Origin of the sequence: Collinsella sp. AM17-1 (assembly GCF_003470665.1) — a bacterium.
GTDB lineage: Bacteria > Actinomycetota > Coriobacteriia > Coriobacteriales > Coriobacteriaceae > Collinsella.
In genome coordinates this window covers 1-24778 of the sequence record NZ_QRJZ01000024.1, presented here as the reverse complement: position 1 = coordinate 24778, position 24778 = coordinate 1, and the positions used below count along the sequence as shown (strand labels likewise).

Below are 24778 nucleotides of genomic sequence, written 5' to 3'. Positions count from 1 at the left end.
TGGGGCGGGCCAAGATGTTTTGCTAGCGTTTCTTTCCGCGGAAGAAGAAGCCGTGCAGTGACGGCTTGAGGCCGCGGTTGGCGCGATGCTCCTCGACGCGCTCGTGGATCGAAGCGACGCGCTCGATGACCTCGTCGGGAATCGGCACATCGGGATTCATGTTCTCGACCTGGCTGACCTCGGCGGCGGCGACCTGGTCGATAATGGGTACATCGTCGCGCGAAATGACAGGTGTGGCGTCTTCCTTCATCTTGCGATAACGCTGCATCATGTCGGTCTGTAGCTGCTGTGCCGAAGGCGGCGTCCAGATGATGGCGTTGGCTCCGGCGGCGATGGTCTCGCGAATGCTCTCGGGCGTCTTGCCGCCCGGCGCGATGAGCGGCAGGTTGGGATAGTGCTCGCGCAGCTCGCGTAGGACCTGGGGCGTGTTCTTGCCGGCGGCGATGTTGAGAATCTTGGCTCCGGCGCGCACCTTGGCGTGGGCATCATCGTCGCAACGTACGACCGTGGCGATGACGGGGATGTCGGCGATGTTGGTGATGTGCTCGACCATCTCGGCAGTGGCGGGGGAGTTGACCACGCAGCCCGCCGCGCCCTGCATCTCGGAGACGGCTGCCATCTGCACGGAGCGCTTACCGGTCGTAGTTCCGCCGCCCACGCCCACAAAGACCGGGCACTCGGCGACGGTCAACAGTGCCTGCGTAATGGCGGGCTGCGGCGTGAAAGGGTAGACCGCAAAGACGGCATCGGCGTTGGAGTTGCGGATAACCGCGACATCGGTGGTGTAAATGAGCGACTTGATGCGGCGGCCAAAGAGCGTGAAGCCGCTGGCCTCCTCGATCTCGTCGGGCATGCGAAGGGCCGCCTTGCGCAAACGCCCGTCGATGGGCAGCGGCTCCATGGGGAGCAGTCCGTTGGGGGTCACGGCTACCTGGGGCTCGGTGAACTCGTCTGCGAGCTCAACCTCGGAGAAATCGACCGAGGCGACGATGTCCTCGTGAACCTCGGCGGGCACATCGATGGGAGCTTGGTCGTTTGCCGCGGCAGGCGTGTCGAAGGAGCTGGTGCCGACGAAGGCGTCGACGCGCTCATTTAGATCGTTGAGGGTATCCATGGAGGCTCGATTCTATGTGATGACGGCCGGCGCTATGCAGCCGGAATAGCGAATGCTAAATCGTTTGACGAGTTGATTTTTCCCCGCCGCGCCATCCGTTAGACCGAAGGGCCGGCGAACGTGAAGGAGCTGTGGTGGCGGGTATCGAGGTGCTATCTTGAAAGTCCCGTTTAAAAGAGAGGTGACGCGGTATGGAATTGACAGCAATGTTTGGCTCGATTGGCCTGTGTGTGGCCGCAATCGTTGCCGCCGCGGTCATCTACTTTGTGGTCACGGCCATTAAGGGCAAAAGGGCCGAACACAAAGAGCGCGCGATGCTTAAACAGCATCGCGACCAGCAGGGCAAACGCGCACAGAGATAGCTTGTTGAGTTTTGGATCCGTGCGCTAGCTGCGTTTTCGAATCAGGGCAATGTAGAAGCCCTCAAAGTCGCGGCTAGGCGGAATGGTCAGCGTGCCGGGCAGGCCGTTGGCGATGGCCGATACCTGACCCGCGGCAATGGCCTCGGTCAGGGCGTTGGACTCGATGCGCGGCTCCTCACCAGCTTCCTGGGCGCGGCGTGCTTCACTTTCGCTTGGCGTGCCGTCGAGGGGGATAAGCTCGCAGTCCATGTGCTTGTCGAGGGCTTCTTGCAGGGCGTCCTCGTTTTCCTGCGGCAAGATCGAACAAGTCGAATAGACGAGCGTGCCGCCCGGTTTGAGGGCTCCCATGGCGCGGTCCAGAAGTGCTCGCTGCGAGCGCGCGCACTTGCTCAGCAGCTGCTCGGTCAGGCCGCGCAGGCTTTTCTCGTTGCCGCTGATGACGGTGCCCGTGCCGGTGCATGGGGCGTCGAGCAGGATGCGGTCGAAGCGGAAGAACTCGTCGAGCTCGCGTGCATCGATGCGCATGACGGGCACGTTTTTGGCACCTTGGCGGTGGAGGTTGGCTTCGAGTTTCTCGGCGCGGGGAATGCTCATCTCGCAGGCGGTAAGGTGCGCCTGCCCCTGCGTGAGGGCGGCGATCTGCGTCGTCTTGCCGCCAGGGGCTGCGCACATGTCCAGGATGTCCTCGCCTGCCTGAGTGCCCAGGACCAGCGGCGGCATCATGGACGACAGGCTCTGCAGGTAGATCTTGCCGTCGCGGTAGATGTCGAGATCCCACAGATCGGAAACCTGGGCCTCGGGCAGGATGAAGGCGTCTGGGTACCAGGTGACGGGGTTGTGGGCGATGCCGGCGGCATCGAGCGCCGCAGCGATGTCCTCGGCGGTTGCCTTGAGCGTGTTGGCGCGCAGCGTGACCGGGCGTGTGGCCGCGGCGCCGAAACCCTCGATCATGAGCTCGGCATCGGCGGGCGCATAGGCGCCGGCGACCGTGTCGACCATAAAGCGCGGCAGGTCGGCGGCGGAGTGTTGGGCGGCAAGCTGGTCGGAAAGCTCGGTGGCGGCAAACTGCCTGAGCTTGAGCTCGGGCTTAACCTGCTTTTTCTGCTTACGACGACGCGGCTTGGACATCCGTCTCTCCTTCCACCTAAATGATTATTCTGGGACGGGGATTAAAAAATCATTTAATCCCCGTCCCAAAAAGACTACTTTGCGGCGCCCGGGAATGATTTTTTAATCCCCGTCCCAGAATAATCATTCCCGGGCGCGTTGCGGTTGCCTAGTACTGGCTCTCGTGCTTGCTGAAGAAGTCGAAGCGCGGGGGCAGCGGCTTTACGCGGTGCTCGCCGGGCTTCTCGCCCAAGCTCTCCACAAACTCATCCGTGGAGGCGAAGATGTTATCCCAGCTAAAGAAGGCGACCGGATCGACGTCGAAGTACTCGCAGATGAGCTCGCAGCCGGCAGGGACGATGCCGTGCATGAGCACGGTCGCCACGCGCAGCTCGGTAAAGGCGTCGACGAGGGCCTGCGTCATTGCGGCATTGGCCGGCTCGCCCTCGAGCTTGTTGGCGGCCTTGGAGGCATCGCTCCAGCGCTTGTTGGCGGCACGCAGGTAGTCGTCGCACACGGCGAGCGCGCGGTGCGTCTCGAACTTGTACATGGCCTGCTCAAAGGCAAGGGCGGCCTGCTCGGCGGCCTCGACCACGGTGTCAGAAGCTGCGCCGGCGGGGATGCAGCCGTTGCGGTAGGGGCTCTCGTCGCCCTCCTTGACGGCGACGCCGTAGAAGCAGCTGCGGGCCAGGCGGTTGAACACGCCGGTCAAAAGGGCGCTCTCCTTAAGGGCCGGATCGATGACGCGCTTGTCGTCGCAGGCGCGCACCTCGTTGCCGTCCTTGTCTTTGCCGGTCACGCGGGTGTCGTATGCCTTGGGGCTAAAGCTCACCGGCTTTTCGGACAGGCCGAGCGACAGCCAGTGCGCGCGCATCTGCTCGCAGGTGTAGTGGTTGAGCAGGTCGTCTGCCGGCGGGGGAGGCGTCTGCGAGGACGAGCTGGCCTTTTTGCCCATGTAGAGCAGGTGGTAGCAGGCGCTGACGGTGCTCTGCGTGAGGTCCCAGCCCAGGGCCTCCCACATGGCGGTCTGCGCGATGCAGTAGAAGTAGATGTTGTCCTGGCCGATGAACTGGTAGATCTGTGCGTCGTCAGAGCACCACCAGTCGCGCCAGTCGAGTGAGCTGTGTTGGTAGGTGGGCGCGGGCACCTGCGTGGAGTCGGCAGCGGGCTCGCCCATGAGGGCGGCATCCTGGGCGGCGACGCCCTCGGTCACGCCGGCGGCCTTGGCATCGCGCGCGAGCACGGTACGCGTATAGCTGATGGGCGCCCACAGGCTCTCGGGCCAGCACCAGCAGGTGACGTCGGTCACGCCGTCGACCTCGGGCACCGGAACGCCCCAGTCGATGTTGCCGGTGATGCGGAAGGGCACGAGCGCCTTGCCGCTGCGGAAGCGCACGCCGCCGTTGGCGAGCACCGCGTGGGCGTCGTCGCGCTCCTTCCAGCTGGGGAAGGTGACGGTAAAGCTGCTCTTGTTGCCCTCGGGCTCCAGCACGGTGTGCTCGGGCAGCTGGTCCTCGACGGCGTCGAAGGCCTCGCGGAACTTGTTCTGGATGTAGAGCTGAGCCGGCAGCAGCCACTCCTCCATAGTCTTGGAGACCACGGAGCGAACCTGCGGGTTCTGGGCGAGCTTGGCGGTATAGGTCTTCATAAAGTCGAGGTAGGCCGGCAGGTCGAAGTAGAGGTTGTCGACCGGGCGCAGCTCGGGCACTTCGCCGGTGAGCTGGCTCTTGGGCGCGATGAGCTCCTCGGGCTCAAACTGGTGGCCCAGGTCGCACTCGTCGGCATAGGCCTTCTCGGATTTGCAGCCCTGGATGGGGCAGCGGCCGATCACCTGACGGCCGTTGAGGAACGTGCCGGCCTTGGCGTCGTAGAACTGCAGCGTGGAGCGCTTGGAGATGGTGCCCTGCTCGTGCAGGCGCTTGATAATCTCCGCGGTCACCTCGTTGTGAATCTGCGCAGCCGGCTCAAGGCCCGAGCCGCCGTAGATGTCGCAGCTGATGTTGTAGTTGTTGAGGGTCGCGGCCTGGCGGGAGTGGTTGGACTCGACATACTCGCTAATGGACTTGTCGTAGCCCTCGCTCTCCTTGAGCTTGCGGTAGCTCTCCATGATGGGCGAGCCGTAGCAGTCGGTGCCCGAGGTGAAGATGACGTTCTCGCGGCCCAGACGGTCGCGCAGGAAGCGGGCGAAGAAGTCGGCCGGGACAAAGACGCCGCCAACGTGGCCAAAGTGAAGGCCCTTGTTGCCATAGGGCTCGCCGGCGGTAACGATGGCGCGGCGCGGCCAGCTGGGACGGTCGTTCATGGAGTATTTGGATGCCATGGGACTCCTTCGCATATGGAGAGGGCGCGGCCGGGCGCGGGGCTCGGCGGCGCGGTGGTCAATTCGTGCATATCGTTCGACATTATCGCACATGCGGGCGGGTGCGTGGCAGGGGCGCTATCCTAAGATGCTATGAATGAGATTTCCAACATACATGCGTTTGAGGACGAGGATTTTCTGCACGCCTGCTTTGTGTGGGGGATGGCCGTGATCGCGGTGTTTGCCGTGTGCCTGGTGCCGGTGTTTATGCTGCTGGGCGGGCCTGCGGACTTGGACGCGGCTGAGGCGGGCGGCTGGATGGCTGTCGTGGGCTGGATAGTCGGCTTGGCTGCGGTCTCAATGGCATCGTTTGCCGTGCACGAGCTGGTGCATGCGGTGTTTTTTAAGCTGCTGGCGCCTGCGGGCGCGCAGGTGACCTTTGGGGCGAATCGCGAGACGGCGATGATCTATGCCTGCGCCGAGGGCGTTGTGTATTCGCGCCGGCGGTACATGGCGGTTTGCCTGGCGCCGACGGTTGTTGTGACGACAGCATTTGCCCTGGGGTTTGCGTTCTCGGACTATCCGCTGCTGTGCTACCTGGCGGCTGGTCTGCACTTGTCGGGCTGTGTGGGTGATTGGTATTACGTGCGGACCATTCTGCGCGACCGCCGTATCGTCGCCTGCGAGGATACGTCCTTTGGCGTGCGCTTTTTCGCAAAGTAGTCTTTTTGGGACGGGGCTATTTTAGCTGCCATGATGTCGGGGTGAGTTTTCTGGGACGGGGATGTCGATGAAGTCGTTGTTGCTGCATGCGTGCTGTGCACCATGCTCGCTTGAGCCGGTTCGCCTGCTGCGCGAGGAGGGGTTTGAGCCCACGATTTGCTGGACCAATCCCAATATTCAACCGCGCGATGAATGGCGGCGGCGTCTGGACGAGCTGCGCCGGTGGTGTGCCGATGGCGACATCGAGCTCATCGAGGCGGGGGAGGACCGCGAGCGCTGGGAGGCCGGCGTGGCCCCGCTGGGTGCCGATCGGCCCCGTCGCTGTCGCTCGTGCTATGCCTTGCGCTTGGCCGAGGCATGCCGCGTTGCCCAGGAGCGCGGGTTTGAATATGTGGGTACGACGCTCGCCGTCTCGCCGTACCAGCTGTTCGACACCTGCAATGACGTACTCGAGCGCCTGGCGGCGGCACGTGGGCTTACCCCGGTGATCCGCGATTTTCGCCCGTATTATCCCGAGGCTACGCGCCGTTCGCGCGAACTGGGCATGTATCGACAGAACTACTGCGGCTGCCGCTTTTCTGCCGTCGAGGCGGCCATGGACCGCGCTCGCATTCGCGACGAGCGCAAGGCTGCCAAAAAGTAGTTCATTTGGGACGTCAGCCTGCTAGGATGTAGGGCGGACTTTAGCTATATAAGGAGAATCCGACGTGTCTATGCGTACCGATGATTTTGACTACAACCTTCCCGAGGAACTGATCGCCCAGGCTCCCGCCGAGCCGCGCGACTCCTGCCGCCTGCTGGTGGTGGATCGCAAGGGCTCCCAGGCGGGAACGCCGCTGGAGCATGGCGGCACCGTTGAGCACCGCATCTTCCGCGACATCATCGACTATATCGAGCCGGGCGACGTGCTCGTCATCAACAAGACGCGTGTGATGCCGGCCCGCCTGATCGGTCGCAAAGCCGGCTCGGGTGGCGTGGTCGAGACGCTGCTGCTCAAGCGCCGCGAGGATGTTGACCCGCTGGGCCATGTTTGGGAGTGCTTGGTCAAGCCGGGCAAGCGCCTGAAGCCCGGTGCCCAGATTGAGTATCGCGCCGGTGGCGCCCATGCGCCCGAGGGGGCTCCCGTGGTGCTGACGGCCGAGGTCATCGACTTTGTCACCGATAGCCGTGGTGGCCGTCTGGTGCGCTTTGAGCCGGTCGGTTGCAATGCCGCCGGCGACCCGCGCACGCTCGACGAGGCCATCCATGCGGCCGGCCACGTGCCGCTGCCGCCCTACATTACCGATTACGAGGGCGACCCCGAGAAGTACCAGACCGTCTACGCCATGAAGGAGGAGCACTCGGCTGCCGCTCCTACGGCGGGTCTGCACTTTACTCCCGAGCTCATGGCCGCTATCGAGGCCAAGGGCGCGAAGTTTGCCGCCGTCGAGCTCGAGGTGGGCATCGATACCTTCCGCTTGGTGGAGGAGGACGACCCTACGCAGCACGTCATGCACACCGAGCGCTACCACGTGTCGCAGGAGGTTGTCGACGCCGTGCATAAGGCGAAGGCCGAGGGTCATCGTGTGATCGCCGTCGGCACCACCGCGGTGCGCTCGCTCGAGAGTGCGTTTGACGCGGACGCGCCGGTGTCCGATCCGGCTGTGACGGCGCGCTATTTTGAAGGCCGCGAGGACGGTGCCGACACGCTCGGCCGCGGCGACATCGTGGCGCGCGAGAACGCCACGACGCAGCTTTACCTCATGCCCGGCTCGACCTATCACGTGGTCGACGCGCTGATCACGAACTTCCACGTGCCGCGCTCCACGCTCATGATGCTCGTAAGCGCGCTTGCCACCCGCGACCAGATCATGGATGCCTACGCCGCTGCTATCGAAGAGCGCTACCGCTTCTTCAGCTTTGGCGACGCGATGCTCATTTTGTAGGTTACGGCGTTTTACAAACGCCGTAACCGGCCGACGCTGCAAACCCCCCTAAGCGGCAATCTGATGTTCAATCGTCGGGCATGACCAGAAGGTCAATGCCCCCCTCTTTCACGTCACCTTGCTCGCTTAGGGGCGTTTTCGCTGACTTTGCCAAAGCATCGGCAGGTACTCATTGGGGACGTACTTAAATGAGTGCCTGCAGAATGAGAGTGGATAATCTCCCGTTTTTGGCCTGCTTGGGGGCTCAAAGTGGGAGATTATCCACTCTCGTCATTGGGCTAGTCGTTGGGGACGTTCTTGTTTGACTAGTCGTTTAAGAACGTCCCCAATGACTACTTGCTTGCGAACAGCCAGACTAGGATGATCGCCAGGATTGCGGCGACGATGCAGACGATGGCGCCGGTGAATTTGATGCGTGAGTCGCGGGTACGTTCGCGCACCGCGTCCTCGGTGGCCTCGAGCTGGGCGACTTCTCGCTCGGTCTCGGCGTGTTCGGCTTTGTCTCGGGCCAAGGATCCTGCAAGCGACTCAGTGATCTCTGGGTGGTCGTGCACTTCGGTCGCCTGTCCGATGATCGACTGCGCATGTGCGGCATCTGCTTGGGCGTTGGCGATGCTCTGCTCCTGGTCGCGGCGTGCCTTGTCCTCGGCAGTGATCTTCTCGCGCAGTTCGCGCTGACGAGTCGCGGCGGCTGTCTTCGCCGTCTGCAGCTCGTCGCGCGCGGCATCGGCTTCGGTCGTCACGGCTTGGTGCGCGCGTTTTGCGTCGGCGATAGGGGCTTGAGCCTGCTCGACGGCCTGCTCGGCTGCGGCAAGCGAGTGCTCAAGGTCGGCGGTGATGCGCGGGACATCTTCTTCGGCTTTACGCAGGGCATCTGCCGTGTCGGAAATCTGCATCGAGAGCTCGCTGGTGCGCACCGTATAGTTGGCGGGATTTGCCGAGGGATTGCGTTGCAGCTCGGCATACTCATGACGCAGCGTCTCGAGCTGGGCGCGCGTGGCGTCGACGGTTTGTTGTGCGGCGGCAATGCCGGCGTCTCGCTCTGCCTTCACCTTGTCGCGGATGCGCTTGGAATCCTCAAGACGTCGAACGAGGCGGTTGCCGGTCTCGCGTGAGCTCGCCTCGCGGGCCTCCACGGCGTCGAGCGCGGCCTTCAGACGGAGCTCAGTCGCGTCATCCTCTGTCTTCATTTGTTCGAGCTGACCCTTGAGCTCTGTCGCTTTGGAGGCGTGGGCATCACGATCAATCTCGGCGGCCGCTGCAGTCTTTTGGGCCGTGGCAATCGCCTGGCGCTGGTCGGCGACGATCTGGTCGTAGCGGCCTGCGATATCCTGGCGCGTCTCGAGTTCCTCGGCCTGATCGGCAATGCGCTGCTCAAGTTCGGCCAAGTGGGCACGGGCATCGGCAAGTGCCTTTTTCGCGGCGTTCATCTCGCGCATGGCCGAGGCGCCCTGGGCGATAAAGGTGCCCACGGCGTTCGCGGTGTTCGAGACAGCGGTCCCCAGATCGCGGTTCGCGGCAGGGGAGTGCGGGGCGGTCGGGCGAGCGGTGTCGGCAGCGTCCGCATCGGTAGCCTGCGGCGCGGCGATATTGCCGGTGCCGCCCTCGACCACAGAAAAGCCTGCTGCGTGCGGGTCGACCGCATCAGCGCCAATCGTGGGATGCTCGAGCTGCAGAAACGAGGGCATGGCGCTGCCCTGGTCGGCAACCGGAGTCTCGCCGGGTACGAAGGTCGAGGCTGCCTCGGCGGCCTCCTCTTCCTCGGCGTCAACGTCAGCGTCGGCCACGGCGTCTTTCATCGCTTTGACGGCATCCATCATGGAGTCCATGACGGCGTCGAGCTCTTCTTCCGAAGAAACCTCGATAGGGCCCGCAGCTTGCGAAGCGGCATCCTGTACGGGGTCGTCGTCCTGAGCGGGCGCATCGTCGTTTTGCTCGCCGGCATCTTCGGCGCCGGGGGTTTCCGCCGTAGCGCTTTCGTCCAAGATGGGGTCGTCGAGGTCAATATCATCGCAGGTCACAGCGTCGGCATCTGCAGTGACGTCTGCGGAATCATCAATATGCTGTTGAGTCTGGGGGTCCAGCTCGTCTGTCATAGGCATGTGCTCCTCATCGTTGTTTGTCACCCTATGATAAAGTCTCGCGCCGACATCCCGCGCACTGCAGCAAAGTTTCAAAACGTGTTCGATGGCTCGCGTCGATAGCAAAAACTCGGCCACTTTATCCAGTTTGTACTTGACATTCCCTTCGCCGAAAGACGTTGCGCCGTTCGCCTGCCATGGGCTTTATTTTTCACTTGAACCCGCTAAAGTTGCATTTCAGCTTTTGGCGCGTGAAGTTGGATGCGCGCAGTCGACGGGCAGGCCCGTCGCGATTTGAAAGGACTTTATATGGGACTTTTCACTGGTAAGACCGTGATCGTTACCGGCGGCGGCAAGGCCACGCTTAAGGACGGCTCCGCTGGCTCCATCGGCTACGGCATCGATATCGCATTTGCCAAGGAGGGCGCGAACCTTGTCATCACTGGCCGCAACGTCGCCAAGCTCGAGGCCGCCAAGGAGTCTCTCGAGGCCGAGTACGGTGTCAAGGTTCTGCCTGTTCAGGCCGATGTCTCGGCTGGTCAGGACAACGAGGCCGTCGTCCAGAACGTCATCGACAAGGCTATTGAGGAGTTCGGCCGCATCGACGCCGTCGTCAACAATGCTCAGGCCAGCGCCTCGGGCGTGACCATTGCCGATCACACCATGGACCAGTTCAACCTCGCCATTTACTCCGGTCTGTATGCCACCTACCTGTACATGCAGAAGGCCTACCCGCACCTGAAGGAGACCAAGGGCTCCGTGGTCAACTTTGCTTCGGGCGCCGGCCTGTTTGGCAACTATGGCCAGTGCAGCTACGCCGCTGCCAAGGAGGGCATCCGCGGTCTGACCCGCGTCGCTGCCAACGAGTGGGGCAAGGACGGCATCAACGTCAATATCGTTTGCCCGCTTGCTTGGACCGCCGCGCTCGAGAACTTCCAGGATGCCTATCCCGAGGCGTTCAAGGCCAACGTCCACATGCCGCCGGCGGGTCACTACGGCGACGTCGAGAAGGAAATCGGCCGCGTTGTCGTTCAGCTCTGCGGTCCCGACTTTAAGTATATGAACGGCGAGACCGTCACCCTCGAGGGTGGCATGGGCCAGCGTCCTTAGGGGTTCCGCCGTTCTACCGAACGGCGGACCGGCCGACGCTGTGCGGGCCGCATTTGGACAATCTGCCGTTCAATTTCAAGGGCGCGACCAGAAGGTCAGCGCCCTTTCATTTCACGGCACCTTGTCTCAAATGCGACCCGCTCGCTGACGTTGCCAAAATATCGGCGTTGCCGTGGCTGGTAAATAGCTCCACTCATCGGGGACGTACTTAAATGAGTGCCCGCAGAATGAAAGTGGATAATCTCCCGTTTTTGGGCTGTGCTTTGGGCAAAAGTGGGAGATTATCCACGCTCATCCGGTAAGCGTCCAAAAATCCACGCTCATTTGCCGTGTCCCTGCCGTATCCTCCTCGCACCAGTTTCTGTCGAGTCGGTGCTTCTTGCGGGTTGCCCGTATAATGGTTTGCGTATGAACCGCAACCAAGGAGTTCCAGTTTATGGACCAGAACCTTTTTAAATTCGACCTGATTGCCGAGGATCCGACGACGCACGCGCGCGCCGGCGTGCTGCACACCCCGCACGGCGACATCGAGACGCCGATCTTTATGCCCGTGGGCACCAAGGCAAACGTCAAGGGCATTCCTACCGAGACTGTCAAGAAGCTCGGCGCCCAGATCGTGCTCGCCAATACCTATCATCTGTCCATGCGTCCCGGCGAGGATACCATCGCCGAGCTGGGCGGCCTGCACAAGTTCATGAACTGGCACGGCCCCATCCTCACCGACTCGGGCGGTTTCCAGGTCTTCAGCCACAACGATGCCGTCAAGCTCACCGATGAGGGCGTGCGCTTTATCGTCAACGATTACGACGGCCGCCACGTGTTTTGGACGCCCGAGGACAACATGGAAATCGCCATGAAACTCGGCTCCGATATCTGCATGCAGCTCGACCAGTGCCCGGGCTATCCCGCCACGCGCGCCTACGTTGAGCGCGCCGTTGAGCTGTCGAGCATGTGGGCCGAGCGCTGCTATAAGGCGCATACCCGCGATGACCAGGCGCTCTTTGGCATCGTTCAGGGCGGCATGCACCTGGATCTGCGCCTGCGTTCGCTGCGCCATCTGGAGGAGTGCGGCGACTTCCCGGGCTATGGTATCGGTGGCTATTCGGTGGGCGAGGATCACGAGACCATGTTCGAGACCCTGGCGCCGCTCGTGAGCGAGTACATGCCCAAGCATAAGCCGCGCTACCTGATGGGTGTCGGCAACCCGACCACGCTCGTGCGCGGCGTTGGCGTGGGCATCGACATGTTTGACTGCGTGCTGCCGACGCGCACCGGCCGTATGGGCACGGCATTCTCCAGCGAGGGTCGCCTCAACTTCCGCAACGCTCGCTTTGCGCACGACGACGGTCCCATCGATCCCACCTGCACCTGCCCGGTGTGCACGGGCGGTTACAGCCGTGCGCTCATCCGTCACATGGTCACGCAGAAGGAGATGCTCGGCGGCATTCTGCTTTCGATGCACAACATCTACTACCTGCTCAACCTTATGCAGCGGGCCCGCCAGGCCATTATCGAGGGCCGCTACGGCGCGTTCGTGAGCGACTGGATGAACAGCCCTGCGGCGGTGGATTACTAAGAGCAGCACGGGCGCTTGCAGAGCGCGGGCAACGGCAAGGGGCGAGCGCCGGCCGGTCATCACGTTTGCTAACACCGCTTGCGCGACCGATGACCGATAGCTTGCAAGCACTTGATGCATCGTGGGTACCATACCGAATAGTTGATGTTCGGGCGGGTGTTTGACGCATGGCGTCGACCCCGCCCGCTTTTCTTTTTCTCGATAGGAGTACCCATGATTAAGAATGAGAACGTCGAGGGCGAGCCTGCCTACGACGAGACGTACCGCCGCGGCCCCGTGGTCATGCGCGGCCCCATGATTCCCAAGGACAACACCTACGCCAACCTGCTGGCGCCCGAGGACTCGACCGACTGGTTGCACACCGACCCCTGGCGCGTGCTGCGCATTCAGGCAGAGTTCGTTGATGGTTTTGGCGCACTTGCCGAGCTTGGTCCTGCGGTGACCATCTTCGGCAGTGCCCGCACGCCCAAGACCGATCCGCTCTACAAGGCGGCACGCGCCGTTGGCCGCAAGATCGCCCAGCGCGGCGTGGCGGTTATCACCGGCGGTGGTCCCGGCGTCATGGAGGCGGCCAACAGGGGAGCGGCGAGCGCCAACGGCAAGTCGGTCGGCTTGGGTATCGAGCTTCCGCACGAGCAGGGGCTCAATAAATACGTGAACCTCGGCATGGACTTCCGCTACTTCTTTGTGCGCAAAACCATGTTCGTTAAGTACAGCTCGGGCGCCATCGTATTTCCCGGCGGCTTTGGCACGCTCGACGAGATGTTCGAGGTTCTCACGCTGGTGCAGACGCACAAGGTCAAGCGCATGCCGCTCGTGCTGGTGGGCACCGAGTACTGGCAGGGCCTATTCGACTGGCTCAACGGCCCGGTGATGAGCACCGGTATGATTAGCCCGCTCGATCCGGATCTGGTACACATTACCGACGACCTCAACGAGGCCGTTGACATTGCGCTCAGCGGGCTGATGTAGATCAATCGTGCCCACGCGACATGAATACGCATGGCAATCTGATGTTATCTAACATCAGATTGCCATTTATATTGGGTATACTGGTGTAAAAGACGAGGGCGAGGAGGTCGCAAATGTCTACAGCAACAGTTAAGCCTACGACGGTTCGAATCGAAGAGGGGCTCAAGGAGCAGGCGACTGAGTTCTTGGATTCGGTCGGCCTCAGCCTCAATTCCTATCTCAATCTTGCCGTTCGGCAGCTGGTAAATCAGCGAAAGATTCCTTTTGAGATTGTAGGAAGGGCGGAGGTGCCCAACGAGGTGACGAGGCGCGCCATGGTGATCGCCGAGGCTCATGAGCTGGGGATTTTGCCGGACGATAGCCTGTCATTCAATAACGCTGATGAGCTTATGTCATTCCTCGATGAGGAATAGCGATGTTCGAGATTAAAGTCGAGGCTCAATTTAAGGTGGACTACAAACGAACGATGCGCATGCATCCGCAGCTAAAAAGTGAGTTTAAAGCGGCGGTTGCAGAGCTTGTGGCTCATGGGTCACTTCCGGCGGAGTATGGCGCCCACGAGCTCTCAAACCCGGGCGGAAACTACAACGGCCACATCGATTTCCACCTATCCGATGGCTTGGTCGATGTGGTCGTTCTTTATCTTCCCCATAAGACTAACCCAGTGATTAGGCTGGTGAGAATGGGCACTCATCAGGAACTGTTTCAGGGTCCGCTGGGCTGATCGCCGATTTCTAAGTTGCGGTGGAATAGGGATTGATTGGCGGCTAATAAGCCAAAAACAGTCCCTATTCCACCGCAAGAGGTAAAGGTGCCCCTAGTGGATGGGCTGGTAGCGGGGGCAGTAGCTGATGGCGATGGCATCGACGCCTACGTGGGTGGCGATGGTGCAGCCGATGGGGCCAGTGCCGGCGTCTACGTAGTCCTGGCCCGCGAGCGCCTCGTTGACAAGTTCCTGCTCCTCGGCGGCGCCGGTCGTGAGCACGCGCACGCTGGAGCCCGGATGCTCGGCCAAAAATGCGAGGCAATCGGTCATGGTGTTGGCAACGATGCGCTTGGCGCCGCGGCCCTTTTTGACGGCCTTGATCTCGCCCGATTTCCACTCCGGCGAAACGGCCAGGCGAATGTTGAGCATCTGCGTCAACTGGCCGGCGAGCTTGGGCGCGCGGCCGTTCTTAACGAGGTTCTCGAGCGTGCGCGGAATCAGCAACAGGTGGGCGTCGGGCAGGGTCGCGCGGATCTGCGCCTCGGTCTCGTCCAGGCTGCGGCCGTCCTCGCGCATGGCCAGCGCGTACTCCACCAGCAGGCCCTCGGCGCCCGAGCCGGTGCGCGAATCGATGCAGCGCACGTCGAGCTCGTGGGTTTCGGCCGTCAGGCATGCGTTGGCATAGCAGGCGGACCACTCGCTGCATAGCGAGATAAAGATCGCGCTATCGTGGCCGTCGGCGCGTACGCGGTCGAAGAGTGCCTTGAACTCGCCGGCGCTCGGCTGCGAGGTGTGCGGCAGCTGCTCGGAGCCGGCCATGCGGGCGACGTACTCCTCGGCGGTAATCTGCACCTGGTCGAGCAGGTCCTCGCCCTCGATAATCACATGCAGCGGAATCACGTAAATGCCGAGCTCTTGGGCGCGGGCGGGGGAGATGTCCGACGTGGAGTCGGTTATGATGGCAAAAGACATAATTGCACCTTTCGTTGGGGCGCGGCAGCGCCGCCTTCTGAAAGCAAAGTGCGACAAGTATAGTGGAGTTGCTCTACATTGCTAGGTTCAACTGTTGAATAGTCAACAGTTTGAAGCGGTGGTGTGGAAATCATCAACTGGGGAAGAAGGGTGCCGATGGCGGCATTGCAACTTTGCGAGCGGCCGGTTGTGCTGTTCGATTTTGACGGCACGGTGGCCGATACGGGTCGGGCAGTGATGACCTCGACGCGCAAGACGCTGGCTGCGCGCGGGTTTTCGGAGACGCAGATGGGTGATCTGCGCCGCATGATCGGGCCGCCCCTGTGGAAGAGCTTTCACGACTTTTACGGCTTTTCCCGCGAGGAGTCGCTTGTGGTGGCCGACGAGTACCGCGCCTTTTTTGATGAGCTGGGACCGGAGGAGTACCCCGTGTTCGATGGGATTCCCGAGCTGCTGGATGAGTTGGCCGCCCGGGGCAAGCGTATGGCCGTGGCGACGTCACGCATGGAGGCCAAATGCATCGACATGGTGCATGAGCTTGGTCTTTCTCAGTTCGAAGCCGTGGTTGGCATGAATCCGCCGCAGGGGCGCGAGACCAAGGCCGATTCGGTTCGCGATGCCCTGGCGGCGCTCGGCGCGACGGCGGACGATGCCGTGATGATCGGCGATCGCTTTAACGACGTCGAGGGTGCGCACGCGATGGGCGTGCCGTGCATCGGCATCTATTCGGGCGCGGCGGCGCCGGGTGAGCATGAGGCGGCGGGTGCCGATGCAGTGGTGCACTCGGTGGCCGAGCTTGCTAAACTTTTCTCTATCTAGGAACTAAATGTGAGGGGCGGGTACGCTTGCCGCTCATTGGTAAGGAGGCAGTCTATGAATCAGGTGGAGCAGAGCGTCGCTGAGTATGTCGACGAGGTCTGGGAAGATGTCGTCGCCGATATCGAGCAGCTGGTGAGCTATCCGTCCGTGGCAGTTTCTGCCGATGCAGAGCCCGGCGCGCCGTTTGGCCGCCCGGTCCGTGACGCGCTCGACTGTGCGCTCGGCATCGCGCAGAAGCTTGGCTATCAGACGAGCGACGACGAGGGCTATGTGGGCATTGCCGATATCCCTGGCCGCGGCGACAAGCAGCTCGCGACCATCTGCCACGTGGACGTGGTGCCCGCCGGCCCGGGCTGGAACACCGACCCGTTTGCGCTGGAGCGTCGCGAGGGCTGGCTGCTCGGCCGCGGCGTTATCGACGACAAGGGTCCGGCGGTGCTGTCACTCTACGCCGGCGCCTATCTGCTCAAGCACGGCATTACCCCGCGCTATACTTTCCGCGCGCTGCTGGGCTGCGATGAGGAAGTGGGCATGTCCGACGTTCACCATTATCTGGAGAACCACGCAGACCCCGACTTTTTGTTTACGCCCGATGCCGAGTTTCCGGTCTGCAATGCCGAGAAGGGCCAGTTTGGGGCGACGTTCGTGAGTCCCAAGATCGACGGCGGGCGCATCGTGTCGTGGAGCGGCTCCGAGGCGAGCAATGCCATTCCGTCGCAGTCCATCTGCGAGCTCGCGATTGCCGCCGATGAGCTGCCGGCGCCCGTTGAGAACGCCGACCGCCTGGAGATCACGGCGCTTGATAACGGGCATGCGCAGATTTTCGCCCACGGTATTGGCGGCCACGCTTCGATGCCTGAGGGCACCATCAACGCCGTCGGCCTGATCGTGTCGTATCTGCGCGAGGCCGAAGACGCGTTTGGTGCACGCGACGAGCGCCTGCTGACGCCTGCCGAGCACGAGTTCGTCAAGTTCCTGGCCTTTGTGCATGCGGATGCCTATGGCCGCGGCCTAGGTATCGATGCGACGAGTCCGGCGTTTGGCCCGCTTACCTGCAACGCTGGCGTCATCCGCGTGGCGGATGGCCATATTGAGCAGGTCATCGACGTGCGCTTCCCCGACAGCACGAGTGCCGATACCATCCGCGAGCAGCTCGATCTGCTCGTGGGCCGTTTTGGCGTGACGTGCCGTGTGGGTCGTGCGAAGGTGCCGTTCTCGGTCTCTGCCGACGATCCGGCCGTGAAGGCGCTTATTGATACCTATAACGAGTTTACGGGCAAGTATGCTGAGCCCTTTGCCATGGGCGGCGGCACGTACGCACGCAACTTTGCCCGCGCCGTCTCGTTTGGCCCCGAGGAGACCGGCCTGGAGCTGCCCGCATGGGGCGGCCAGATGCACGGCCCCAATGAGTGCGCCAACGAGGAACAGCTCAAGCAGGCGCTCAAGATTTATATCGTGGCGATCTTACGTTTGAACGAGCTTGAGCTTTAAGGCTGCGGCGTTTTAACAACTTAGCACCCCTTTCGTCCGGGCTTTTTAAGTTGCGGTGGAATAGTTCCTAGAATGGGCCATTTGATGGCCAAGCAGGAACTATTTCACCGCAACTTTGTTTTTATTGGTGTAAAAGGCGGGCCATGCTTGGTGGCGGGTTTGTTATCCGTTTGTAAAGGCTGGGCAGAGCTTGCGGTAAGGGTCTATCAAATGTCCGTAAGAAACCGCAGATAAGGCGGTCGTCGCCCGATCGAGACCGTATCTTTCCAAACAGCAAAGCGGGCAGGGTGCCCGCGAGTCGCATGTATGAAAGGAAGATCATGCTCGATCAGGCTTATTCTCGTCGTCAGTTCCTCGGCCTTGCTGGTGGTCTTGCCAGCATCGTCGGTCTCGGTCTCGTTGGTTGCGGCGGCTCCAACGCCGCCAACACCGCTGCTGAGGGCAGCGCCGCTGCTGCCGAGTCCGTCTCGGGCGAGGTGACCTACGACGGCGCTTCCTCGTTCCAGGCTCTCGTCGAGGCTGCTGCCGAGAAGTTCATGGATGCCAACCCGGACGTCTCCGTCTCTGGCTCGGGTAACGGTTCGGGCAAGGGCCTGACCGCTGTCGCCGCCGGCACCGTCACTATCGGTAACTCCGACGTCTTCGCCGAGACCAAGCTCGAGACCGACCAGGTCAAGAACCTCGTCGACCACGAGGTCGCCGTCGTGGGCATGGGCCCCGTCGTCTCCAAGAACGTCAAGGTCGACGACCTGTCCCTCGAGCAGCTCAAGGGTATCTTCTCCGGCCAGATCACCAACTGGAAGGAGGTCGGCGGCGACGACGCCAAGATCGTCGTTCTCAACCGCAAGGCCGGCTCCGGCACCCGCGCCACCTTCGAGGCCGCCGTCTTTGGCGACGAGGCCGTCGACTTTAAGGGCGACGCCGAGCTCGACAAGTCCGGCGATGTCCAGACTCAGATGGGCAGCACCGACAACGCCATCTCCTACCTCGACTTCTCGCACTTCGATGACTCCAAGTTCAACGCCATCATGGTCGAGGGCGTCGAGCCCAAGAGCACAAACGTCACCGACGACTCCTTCAAGATCTGGGCGACCGAGCACATGTACTGTGCTAAGGACGCCGACGAGGCCACCAAGGCCTTCCTGGAGTTCATGCTTTCCGAAGACGTCCAGGGCAAGCTCGTCGAGGAGCAGGGCTTTATTCCCGTTTCTGCCATGAAGGTCGTCAAGGACGCCAGTGGCAAGGTCTCCGCTAAATAAGTAATCGCCCCCGGAAAGGTTTGCAATGGCAAAACAGCTGCCAAAGCGCGAGCTTGAGAACGTGGGCCTGGGCGTCACGGGTGCGTGCGTAGCGCTCGTGACGCTTGTCGTTGCCGCGCTCATCTTTATGGTCGCCCAAAAGGGCCTCTCGGCTTTTTTCAAGGACGGCGTCTCGATCGTCGAGTTTTTTACCGGTACCAAGTGGGACCTGGCCAACACGGCCGAAAACGGCCTGCCCTACACTGGCGCCCTGCCCCTGATCGTCACCTCGTTTGCGGTCATGGTGCTCTCCACGCTCATCGCACTGCCCATCGCCATCGGCTCTGCCATCTTTGCGGTCGAGATTCAGCCTAAGTTTGGCTCCAAGGTCTTTCAGCCGCTTATTGAGCTTTTGACCGGCATTCCCTCGGTCGTCTTTGGCCTCATCGGTTTTCACGTGGTCGTCGGCCTTATGAAGAGCGTTTTCCACGTGAGCACAGGCCTGGGTATCTTGCCCGGCGCCATCGTGCTGGCCGTCATGATTCTGCCGACGATGACCACGCTTTCGGTCGATGGCCTGCGCGCCGTGCCCGATAGCTACCGCCAGGGTTCGCTCGCGCTGGGCTACACCCGCTGGCAGACCATCTGGCACGTGGTGCTCAAGTCCGCCATGCCGTCGCTCATGACCGCAGTCATCCTTGGCATGACCCGCGCCTTTGGCGAGACGCTCGCCGTGCGCATGGTCATTGGCGGCATCGAGGCCATGCCGACGTCGCTGCTGTCGCCGGCGTCCACCATCACCACCACGCTCACCACGTCCATGGCGGTCTATGCCGAGGGCTCGGCCCAGGACGACGTCCTGTGGGCGCTCGGCCTGCTGCTGATGGGCATGAGCCTCATCTTTATCCTGATCATCCACCTTATCGGCCGCAAGGGGGCGAAGGCTCGTGGCTAGCACGCGCATCCACATCGACGAGGCGAGACTCGGGCGTGTCCAAAAGCAGGACTGCATCGCCACGGGCGTGCTGACGGCGATTGTCGCCATCGTCATGCTTATCGTCGTCTCCATGGTGGCCTACATCCTGTTCGAGGGTATCTCGACGCTGTTCCAGCCGGGCTTTCTCACGCAGCCCGCACGCGCCAACGGAACGCAGGGCGGCGTGCTCTACCAGCTGTTCGACTCGTTCTATCTGCTGCTGATCACCCTGATCATCTCGGTGCCCATTAGCCTGGGCGGCGCGGTCTTTTTGGTTGAGTACGCGCCCGATGGGCCCATCCGCGACATCGCCTCCACCGCCATCGAAACGCTGTCCTCGCTGCCCTCCATTGTCGTGGGCATGTTCGGCTTTCTGGTGTTCTCGGTGCAGCTGGGCTGGAAGTACTCCATCATCTCCGGCGCCGTCGCGCTCACCATGTTCAACATCCCCACCCTGGTGCGCGTGATTCAGCAGGCGCTCGAGGACGTGCCGCAGGCCCAGCGCGATGCGTGCCTGGCCATGGGCCTCACTCGCTGGGAGGCCACACTGCACATCCTGATTCCCGAGGCCATGCCCGCCATCGTGACCGGCATCGTGCTTTCGGCCGGCCGCGTGTTTGGCGAGGCCGCGGCGCTGCTCTTTACCTCGGGCATGAGCTCGCCGGTTCGCCTGAACTTCTTGAGCTTTAACCTGTCGAGCCCCACCTGCGCCTGGAACGTGTTCCGTCCCGGCGAGTCGCTGGCCGTGCACATCTACAAGATCTATGGCGAGGGCAGCCCCGAGGCCCAGCAGATCGTTTGGGGCACCGCCGCACTGCTGATGACCTGCGTGCTGCTGTTTAACGTAGTCGCCCGTATCGTGGGCAAGCAACTGGCAAGGAAGATGACGGCCGAATGAGCGATATGAATGCAACGCCCGCAACCGAGGCGGCCGCGTCCGACACCCAGGACTTTCTGTCGAGCGTGGGGGAGAGCGAGAGGCGCGTGCGCGTGAGCGGCAAGGCCGTGAGCGACGAGGTCGTGCTCTCCGCCAAGGACGTCAACGTGTACTATGGCGACCACCATGCGCTGCACAATACGTCGCTCGACTTCCATAAGGGCGAGATCACGGCGCTCATCGGGCCTTCGGGCTGCGGTAAGTCGACCTTTTTGCGCAGCCTCAACCTTATGAATCGCGAGATTCGCGGCTGCCGCGTGGAGGGCGAGATCAACTACCGCGGGCGCAACGTGAACACCAGGACCGAGAACACGTACGAGCTGCGTCGCTCCATTGGCATGGTGTTCCAGCAGCCCAACCCGTTCCGCAAATCTATTCGCGACAACATCACGTTTGCGCCCAAGCGCCACGGCATCACCGACCGTGACGAGCTCGATCGCATGGTCGAGGAGAGCCTGCGCGGCGCGGCGCTGTGGGACGAGGTCAAGGACAAGCTCGACAAGAGCGCCAACGCGCTTTCGGGCGGCCAGCAGCAGCGTCTGTGCATTGCGCGCACGCTGGCGCTCAACCCCGACGTGATCCTGTTTGACGAGCCCTGCTCGGCGCTCGACCCCATCTCGACGCTGGCGATCGAGGACCTTATGTCGTCGATTGTGGCCGAGCGCGTCATCGTCATCGTGACGCACAACATGGAGCAGGCGTCGCGCGTGTCCAACCGCACGGCGTTCTTCTACATGGGCGATATGGTCGAGTACGACGAGACCGACGAGATTTTCCAACGGCCCAAGGATAAGCGGCTGAATGATTACCTCACCGGCATGTTCTCCTAGTCCGGGACGTGCTTGAGGCCCGCGGCGGCCATGGTCGCCACGGGACTGATTGGAGAGGCGGGTCATCTCTTGCGGGAGATGGCCCGCCTTTTTGTGTCGTGTGCGGCCCGCCTTATCGCTGCTATCATGGACAACGTTGAATTTCTACGAAGGAGCAGGGCATATGGCGATTCTTTTGGGATGCGATTCCGTCAGCCTAGAGTTTCCCACCAAGCATATTTTCGATAGCGTTACGCTCGGTGTGGGCGAGGGCGACCGTATTGGTATTGTCGGTAAAAACGGCGACGGTAAGTCGACGCTGCTGAGCGTGCTCGCCGGCACGTTGGAGCCCGACGACGGCCGCGTGACGCACCGTCGCGACACGACGATTGGATTGCTCGGCCAAAAGGATAACCTGGTCGATACCGACACCGTGCATCATGCCGTCGTCGGTGACACGCCCGAATACGAGTGGGCCTCGAGCCCGCGTACGCGCCAGATTCTGGCCGGCCTTATTAGCGATGTGCCCTGGGAGGGTACGGTGGGCGAGCTTTCGGGCGGCCAGCGCCGTCGCGTGGACCTCGCGCGCCTGCTGATCGGCGACTACGACGTGCTCATGCTCGACGAGCCCACCAACCACCTGGACATGCGCACCATCAACTGGCTCGCGCGTCACTTAAAGGCCCGCTGGCAACGCGGCCAGGGCGCGATGCTCGTGGTCACGCACGACCGCTGGTTCTTGGACGAGGTCTGTACCAGTATGTGGGAGGTCCACGACGGCCAGGTCGATCCCTTCGAGGGCGGTTACTCCGCATATATCCTGCAGCGCGTGGAGCGCGACCGCATGGCCGCGGTTACCGAGGAGCGCCGCCGCAACATGGCACGCAAGGAGCTCGCGTGGCTGAGCCGCGGTGCCCAGGCTCGTTCCACCAAGCCCAAGTTTCGCGTTGATGCCGCTCGCGAACTGATCGCCGACGTGCCGCCCGTGCGTGACGAGCTGGAGCTCAAGCGTCTCGCCGTGAGCCGCCTAGGCAAGCAGGTTATCGACGTGGTCGACGTGGACGCTGGCTATGCGGATGCCGGCGGCGCGCCCAAGCAGGTGCTCTCCGATGTGACCTGGCTCATTGGTGCGGGCGACCGCTATGGTCTTTTGGGCGAGAATGGCGCTGGCAAGTCGACGCTGCTCGATGTGATCCAGGGTAAAATTGCGCCCACGCGCGGCCGCGTGAAGATTGGCCAGACGGTACGCTTTGGCGTGCTGTCGCAGCAGCTCGAGGAGCTCGAGCCCTACATGGGCGATACGATCCGCGAGGTGCTCAGCAACTATAAGAAGTACTACGTCATCGACGGCAAGGAGACTTCGCCCGAGAAGCTCTGCGAGCGTCTGGGCTTTACGACGCAGCAGCTCTGGAGTCGCATCGGCGATCTTTCGGGCGGCCAGCGCCGTCGCCTGTCGCTGCTGCTGACAATCCTGGACGAACCCAACGTGCTCATCCTGGACGAGCCCGGCAACGACCTGGATACCGACATGCTGGCGATTGTCGAGGATCTGCTCGACGGCTGGCCCGGCACGTTGATTCTGGTGACGCACGACCGCTTTTTGATGGAGCGCGTGACCGACCAGCAGTGGGCGCTGCTCGACGGCCACCTGACGCATATGCCCGGTGGCGTGGACCAGTACCTGCGCCTGTGCAACGCTACCGCCGAGGGCGAGCCCGTGGGCGCGCCGAGCGCCAAGACCGGCACGTTTGACACCGGTGCCGCGGCAGCTGCGGCCGAAAAGCCTAAGGCAAGCGGTCAGCCCAATGGCCTTTCCAACGCCGAACGTCAGAAGCTCCGCCGCGAGGTGAGTTCGCTCGAGCGCAAGATGGAGACGCAGCGCGCCCGCGTTGAGGAGGCCGAGGCAGCAATGGCCCAAGTCGATCCCACCAACTACACGGCGCTCGGCGAGCAGCAGGCAAAGATCGACGAGGCTCACGCTGCCATGGACGAGCTGGAGATGGCGTGGCTCGAGGCGAGCGAAAAGCTCGAGGGCGAGGAGTAGACGAGGATGATCAAAGCCGCGTTTTTCGATATCGACGGCACGCTGCTGAGCTTTAAGACGCACCGGATTCCGGCGTCGGCGCAGCGGGTGCTCGATAGCTTTCACGAGCAGGGGATCGCATGCGTGATTGCTACGGGTCGCCCGACCTACCAGATGCCCGATTGGCTGTTCGACTTGGGTTGGGATGCGTACATTACGCTTTCGGGCCAGCACTGCTTTGATGCCGAGGGGGTTTACCGCAGCTGTCCGATTGACCCGGACGACGTTGCGGTGATCGTGGGCCAGGTGGCCGAGGGGCGCTACGACTCGCTGTGCATGCAGGGCGAGAATTCGTTTGTGAACCGCCTGTCCGAGCGCGTGGTGACGGCTGGCAGTAACGCGGGGATTGTCTACCATGAGGAGCCGTTTGAGCACGCCTTTGACGCACCGGTCTACCAGTTTTGCGCCTTTGTTGATCCGGCCGACGAGCATATCGTGACCGATTCCGTGTCGCATTCGCTCACTACGCGCTGGTGCGATCTGTTCTGCGATATTATTCCCGCTAACGGCGGCAAGGACCTGGGCGTGGCGGCGACGCTGGAGCGCTTGGGCATCGACGCGAGCGAGGCGATCGCCTTTGGCGACGGCGAGAACGACCTGTCGATGTTCTCGGCCGTGGGCACAAGTGTGGCCATGGGCAACGCGCAGGATACCGTGAAGGCCGCGGCGACCTACGTTACGACCGCCGTAGACGACGACGGCATTTACAACGCCGCCAAGCACTTTGGCCTCGTGTAGCTGCGACCCGGCACTTGGGGACGCTCCTTATCTGCCGGCAGCTGGGGACACTCCTTGCGGGGCGTTCCCATTTTGTTTTCATCTCGCACGTTTTGTGAAACGCGGCTAACTTTTTGGTCAATGCAGTAAGACATGGTCAACTTTTGCGGTAAAGTAAGCCAAGGAAAGTATCCAAAGGCTAACTAGCAATCATCGCGAAAGGCGGCCCATGGCCCTACGTGAATCCGGAGAAGACTATCTCGAATCGATCTACGTTCTGTCGGAACGTCAGGGCATCGTGCGCTCGATCGACGTTGCCGAATACTTGGGCGTAACCAAAGCAAGCGTCTCTAAAGCCATGGCGGCCTTGGAGAGCACCGGCTACGTGGAGATGGGCAAACGCGACGTGCATCTGACGGAACGCGGTCTTGAGGTTGCCCGTCAAATGTGGGAGCGCCACTGTTTTTTTGTAGGTCTGCTAGAGGACGCAGGCGTAACGCCCGAGGTCGCGTCGCAAGAGGGCTGCCACATGGAGCACTGCCTGAGCGAGGAGAGCTTCGAGAAGCTAAGATCGATGCTGAGACGGGGCAGCGACCGGGATCAGTAACCCCACCAACCAAGTCCAACTCAGACAAGGAACCCCGCCAGCAAGTGATGCCCAAGAACCGCCAGTTGTGTCGCCGCAGGCCGGGGCCGGGCTTGGTTTTGAAAACATTCCGCACTGATATTTTCTGTATTGAAGACGTCGATGATGCACCCGT

Annotated in this window: 23 protein-coding genes; 18 read left to right on the top strand and 5 right to left on the bottom strand. The window is 62.1% G+C overall.

The features are described 5' to 3' along the window. Window positions 1-22 precede the first annotated feature (22 nt). Complete coding sequence (locus tag DW195_RS09415) at window positions 23-1114, bottom strand: hypothetical protein (RefSeq protein WP_089572116.1); 1092 nt, start codon at window positions 1112-1114, stop codon at window positions 23-25. A gap of 191 nt (window positions 1115-1305) precedes the next feature. Between DW195_RS09415 and DW195_RS10445 the strand changes: the two genes are divergently transcribed. Next, window positions 1306-1476: a hypothetical protein gene (locus tag DW195_RS10445; protein WP_158567933.1), complete on the top strand. Its 171-nt coding sequence runs from the start codon at window positions 1306-1308 to the stop codon at window positions 1474-1476. A 24-nt stretch (window positions 1477-1500) separates the two neighbouring features. Here the strand turns inward: DW195_RS10445 and DW195_RS09410 are convergent, their stop codons facing one another. Continuing rightward, window positions 1501-2604 carry an RsmB/NOP family class I SAM-dependent RNA methyltransferase gene (locus DW195_RS09410; RefSeq protein WP_118206535.1) on the bottom strand — a complete coding sequence of 368 codons (1104 nt, stop codon included), beginning with the start codon at window positions 2602-2604 and terminating at the stop codon, window positions 1501-1503. Window positions 2605-2752: 148 nt separating this feature from the next. Then, window positions 2753-4903 (bottom strand): methionine--tRNA ligase, encoded by a 2151-nt coding sequence (locus tag DW195_RS09405; RefSeq protein WP_118206534.1) that lies wholly within the window; start codon window positions 4901-4903, stop codon window positions 2753-2755. 132 nt (window positions 4904-5035) lie between these two features. Here DW195_RS09405 and DW195_RS09400 point away from each other — a divergent pair, with 132 nt between their 5' ends. From DW195_RS09400 to queA, 3 genes are all read left to right on the top strand, one after another. After that, window positions 5036-5605: a DUF3267 domain-containing protein gene (locus tag DW195_RS09400; protein ID WP_117564474.1), complete on the top strand. Its 570-nt coding sequence runs from the start codon at window positions 5036-5038 to the stop codon at window positions 5603-5605. A 67-nt stretch (window positions 5606-5672) separates the two neighbouring features. Beyond that, window positions 5673-6248: an epoxyqueuosine reductase QueH gene (locus DW195_RS09395; RefSeq protein WP_118206533.1), complete on the top strand. Its 576-nt coding sequence runs from the start codon at window positions 5673-5675 to the stop codon at window positions 6246-6248. Between the two features lie 70 nt (window positions 6249-6318). Continuing rightward, on the top strand, window positions 6319-7530 hold the full coding sequence (gene queA / locus DW195_RS09390) for a tRNA preQ1(34) S-adenosylmethionine ribosyltransferase-isomerase QueA (RefSeq protein ID WP_118206532.1): 1212 nt from the start codon (window positions 6319-6321) through the stop codon (window positions 7528-7530). Between the two features lie 332 nt (window positions 7531-7862). Here the strand turns inward: queA and DW195_RS09385 are convergent, their stop codons facing one another. Next, window positions 7863-9626 carry a hypothetical protein gene (locus DW195_RS09385; RefSeq protein WP_118206531.1) on the bottom strand — a complete coding sequence of 588 codons (1764 nt, stop codon included), beginning with the start codon at window positions 9624-9626 and terminating at the stop codon, window positions 7863-7865. 294 nt (window positions 9627-9920) lie between these two features. Between DW195_RS09385 and DW195_RS09380 the strand changes: the two genes are divergently transcribed. From DW195_RS09380 to DW195_RS09360, 5 genes are all read left to right on the top strand, one after another. Beyond that, window positions 9921-10721: an SDR family NAD(P)-dependent oxidoreductase gene (locus DW195_RS09380; RefSeq protein ID WP_006235414.1), complete on the top strand. Its 801-nt coding sequence runs from the start codon at window positions 9921-9923 to the stop codon at window positions 10719-10721. 436 nt (window positions 10722-11157) lie between these two features. Then, window positions 11158-12297 (top strand): tRNA guanosine(34) transglycosylase Tgt, encoded by a 1140-nt coding sequence (gene tgt, locus DW195_RS09375; protein ID WP_055250876.1) that lies wholly within the window; start codon window positions 11158-11160, stop codon window positions 12295-12297. A 213-nt stretch (window positions 12298-12510) separates the two neighbouring features. Then, window positions 12511-13269 carry a TIGR00730 family Rossman fold protein gene (locus DW195_RS09370; protein WP_117564470.1) on the top strand — a complete coding sequence of 253 codons (759 nt, stop codon included), beginning with the start codon at window positions 12511-12513 and terminating at the stop codon, window positions 13267-13269. Window positions 13270-13382: 113 nt separating this feature from the next. Next, a complete protein-coding gene (locus DW195_RS09365) occupies window positions 13383-13682 on the top strand; it encodes a type II toxin-antitoxin system RelB/DinJ family antitoxin (RefSeq protein ID WP_055250873.1) in 300 nt (99 codons plus the stop codon). 2 nt (window positions 13683-13684) lie between these two features. Continuing rightward, window positions 13685-13993: a type II toxin-antitoxin system YafQ family toxin gene (locus DW195_RS09360; RefSeq protein ID WP_055250871.1), complete on the top strand. Its 309-nt coding sequence runs from the start codon at window positions 13685-13687 to the stop codon at window positions 13991-13993. A gap of 93 nt (window positions 13994-14086) precedes the next feature. Here DW195_RS09360 and DW195_RS09355 read toward each other — a convergent pair whose 3' ends face one another. Continuing rightward, window positions 14087-14947, bottom strand: coding sequence for a DegV family protein (locus DW195_RS09355; protein WP_118206530.1), 861 nt, complete (start codon window positions 14945-14947; stop codon window positions 14087-14089). A gap of 156 nt (window positions 14948-15103) precedes the next feature. On the opposite strand from DW195_RS09355, the gene DW195_RS09350 reads away from it, so the two are divergent. The 9 genes from DW195_RS09350 to DW195_RS09310 all read left to right on the top strand — a co-directional run bounded on the left by DW195_RS09350 (window position 15104) and on the right by DW195_RS09310 (window position 24624). Continuing rightward, the gene (locus DW195_RS09350) at window positions 15104-15766 is read left to right on the top strand and encodes an HAD hydrolase-like protein (RefSeq protein ID WP_089572099.1); all 663 of its coding nucleotides are present in this window, start codon (window positions 15104-15106) and stop codon (window positions 15764-15766) included. A gap of 54 nt (window positions 15767-15820) precedes the next feature. Further along, complete coding sequence (locus DW195_RS09345; RefSeq protein ID WP_118206529.1) at window positions 15821-17257, top strand: M20 family metallopeptidase; 1437 nt, start codon at window positions 15821-15823, stop codon at window positions 17255-17257. A 320-nt stretch (window positions 17258-17577) separates the two neighbouring features. Next, a complete protein-coding gene (locus DW195_RS09340; RefSeq protein ID WP_118206528.1) occupies window positions 17578-18516 on the top strand; it encodes a phosphate ABC transporter substrate-binding protein in 939 nt (312 codons plus the stop codon). A gap of 25 nt (window positions 18517-18541) precedes the next feature. Then, window positions 18542-19450 carry a phosphate ABC transporter permease subunit PstC gene (pstC, locus tag DW195_RS09335; RefSeq protein WP_055252651.1) on the top strand — a complete coding sequence of 303 codons (909 nt, stop codon included), beginning with the start codon at window positions 18542-18544 and terminating at the stop codon, window positions 19448-19450. After that, the gene (gene pstA / locus DW195_RS09330; RefSeq protein WP_118206527.1) at window positions 19443-20369 is read left to right on the top strand and encodes a phosphate ABC transporter permease PstA; all 927 of its coding nucleotides are present in this window, start codon (window positions 19443-19445) and stop codon (window positions 20367-20369) included. The genes pstC and pstA overlap by 8 nt, the downstream gene beginning before the upstream one ends. Further along, window positions 20366-21238, top strand: coding sequence for a phosphate ABC transporter ATP-binding protein PstB (pstB, locus tag DW195_RS09325; protein WP_118206526.1), 873 nt, complete (start codon window positions 20366-20368; stop codon window positions 21236-21238). Before pstA ends, pstB begins: the two co-directional genes overlap by 4 nt. 163 nt (window positions 21239-21401) lie before the next feature. Then, window positions 21402-23261 (top strand): ABC-F family ATP-binding cassette domain-containing protein, encoded by a 1860-nt coding sequence (locus tag DW195_RS09320; RefSeq protein ID WP_118206525.1) that lies wholly within the window; start codon window positions 21402-21404, stop codon window positions 23259-23261. 6 nt (window positions 23262-23267) lie between these two features. Continuing rightward, on the top strand, window positions 23268-24038 hold the full coding sequence (locus DW195_RS09315) for a Cof-type HAD-IIB family hydrolase (RefSeq protein ID WP_118206524.1): 771 nt from the start codon (window positions 23268-23270) through the stop codon (window positions 24036-24038). A 208-nt stretch (window positions 24039-24246) separates the two neighbouring features. Further along, window positions 24247-24624 carry a metal-dependent transcriptional regulator gene (locus tag DW195_RS09310; RefSeq protein ID WP_117639714.1) on the top strand — a complete coding sequence of 126 codons (378 nt, stop codon included), beginning with the start codon at window positions 24247-24249 and terminating at the stop codon, window positions 24622-24624. Window positions 24625-24778: the final 154 nt, after the last annotated feature.

What these genes read in the sequence shown, in the direction of transcription:
- DW195_RS09415 (WP_089572116.1), bottom strand. Translation starts at nt 1,114, where the DNA reads ATGGATACCCTCAACGATCTAAATGAGCGCGTCGACGCCTTCGTCGGC.
- DW195_RS10445 (WP_158567933.1), top strand. Translation starts at nt 1,306, where the DNA reads ATGGAATTGACAGCAATGTTTGGCTCGATTGGCCTGTGTGTGGCCGCA.
- DW195_RS09410 (WP_118206535.1), bottom strand. Translation starts at nt 2,604, where the DNA reads ATGTCCAAGCCGCGTCGTCGTAAGCAGAAAAAGCAGGTTAAGCCCGAG.
- DW195_RS09405 (WP_118206534.1), bottom strand. Translation starts at nt 4,903, where the DNA reads ATGGCATCCAAATACTCCATGAACGACCGTCCCAGCTGGCCGCGCCGC.
- DW195_RS09400 (WP_117564474.1), top strand. Translation starts at nt 5,036, where the DNA reads ATGAATGAGATTTCCAACATACATGCGTTTGAGGACGAGGATTTTCTG.
- DW195_RS09395 (WP_118206533.1), top strand. Translation starts at nt 5,673, where the DNA reads ATGAAGTCGTTGTTGCTGCATGCGTGCTGTGCACCATGCTCGCTTGAG.
- queA (WP_118206532.1), top strand. Translation starts at nt 6,319, where the DNA reads ATGCGTACCGATGATTTTGACTACAACCTTCCCGAGGAACTGATCGCC.
- DW195_RS09385 (WP_118206531.1), bottom strand. Translation starts at nt 9,626, where the DNA reads ATGACAGACGAGCTGGACCCCCAGACTCAACAGCATATTGATGATTCC.
- DW195_RS09380 (WP_006235414.1), top strand. Translation starts at nt 9,921, where the DNA reads ATGGGACTTTTCACTGGTAAGACCGTGATCGTTACCGGCGGCGGCAAG.
- tgt (WP_055250876.1), top strand. Translation starts at nt 11,158, where the DNA reads ATGGACCAGAACCTTTTTAAATTCGACCTGATTGCCGAGGATCCGACG.
- DW195_RS09370 (WP_117564470.1), top strand. Translation starts at nt 12,511, where the DNA reads ATGATTAAGAATGAGAACGTCGAGGGCGAGCCTGCCTACGACGAGACG.
- DW195_RS09365 (WP_055250873.1), top strand. Translation starts at nt 13,383, where the DNA reads ATGTCTACAGCAACAGTTAAGCCTACGACGGTTCGAATCGAAGAGGGG.
- DW195_RS09360 (WP_055250871.1), top strand. Translation starts at nt 13,685, where the DNA reads ATGTTCGAGATTAAAGTCGAGGCTCAATTTAAGGTGGACTACAAACGA.
- DW195_RS09355 (WP_118206530.1), bottom strand. Translation starts at nt 14,947, where the DNA reads ATGTCTTTTGCCATCATAACCGACTCCACGTCGGACATCTCCCCCGCC.
- DW195_RS09350 (WP_089572099.1), top strand. Translation starts at nt 15,104, where the DNA reads ATGGCGGCATTGCAACTTTGCGAGCGGCCGGTTGTGCTGTTCGATTTT.
- DW195_RS09345 (WP_118206529.1), top strand. Translation starts at nt 15,821, where the DNA reads ATGAATCAGGTGGAGCAGAGCGTCGCTGAGTATGTCGACGAGGTCTGG.
- DW195_RS09340 (WP_118206528.1), top strand. Translation starts at nt 17,578, where the DNA reads ATGCTCGATCAGGCTTATTCTCGTCGTCAGTTCCTCGGCCTTGCTGGT.
- pstC (WP_055252651.1), top strand. Translation starts at nt 18,542, where the DNA reads ATGGCAAAACAGCTGCCAAAGCGCGAGCTTGAGAACGTGGGCCTGGGC.
- pstB (WP_118206526.1), top strand. Translation starts at nt 20,366, where the DNA reads ATGAGCGATATGAATGCAACGCCCGCAACCGAGGCGGCCGCGTCCGAC.
- DW195_RS09320 (WP_118206525.1), top strand. Translation starts at nt 21,402, where the DNA reads ATGGCGATTCTTTTGGGATGCGATTCCGTCAGCCTAGAGTTTCCCACC.
- DW195_RS09315 (WP_118206524.1), top strand. Translation starts at nt 23,268, where the DNA reads ATGATCAAAGCCGCGTTTTTCGATATCGACGGCACGCTGCTGAGCTTT.
- DW195_RS09310 (WP_117639714.1), top strand. Translation starts at nt 24,247, where the DNA reads ATGGCCCTACGTGAATCCGGAGAAGACTATCTCGAATCGATCTACGTT.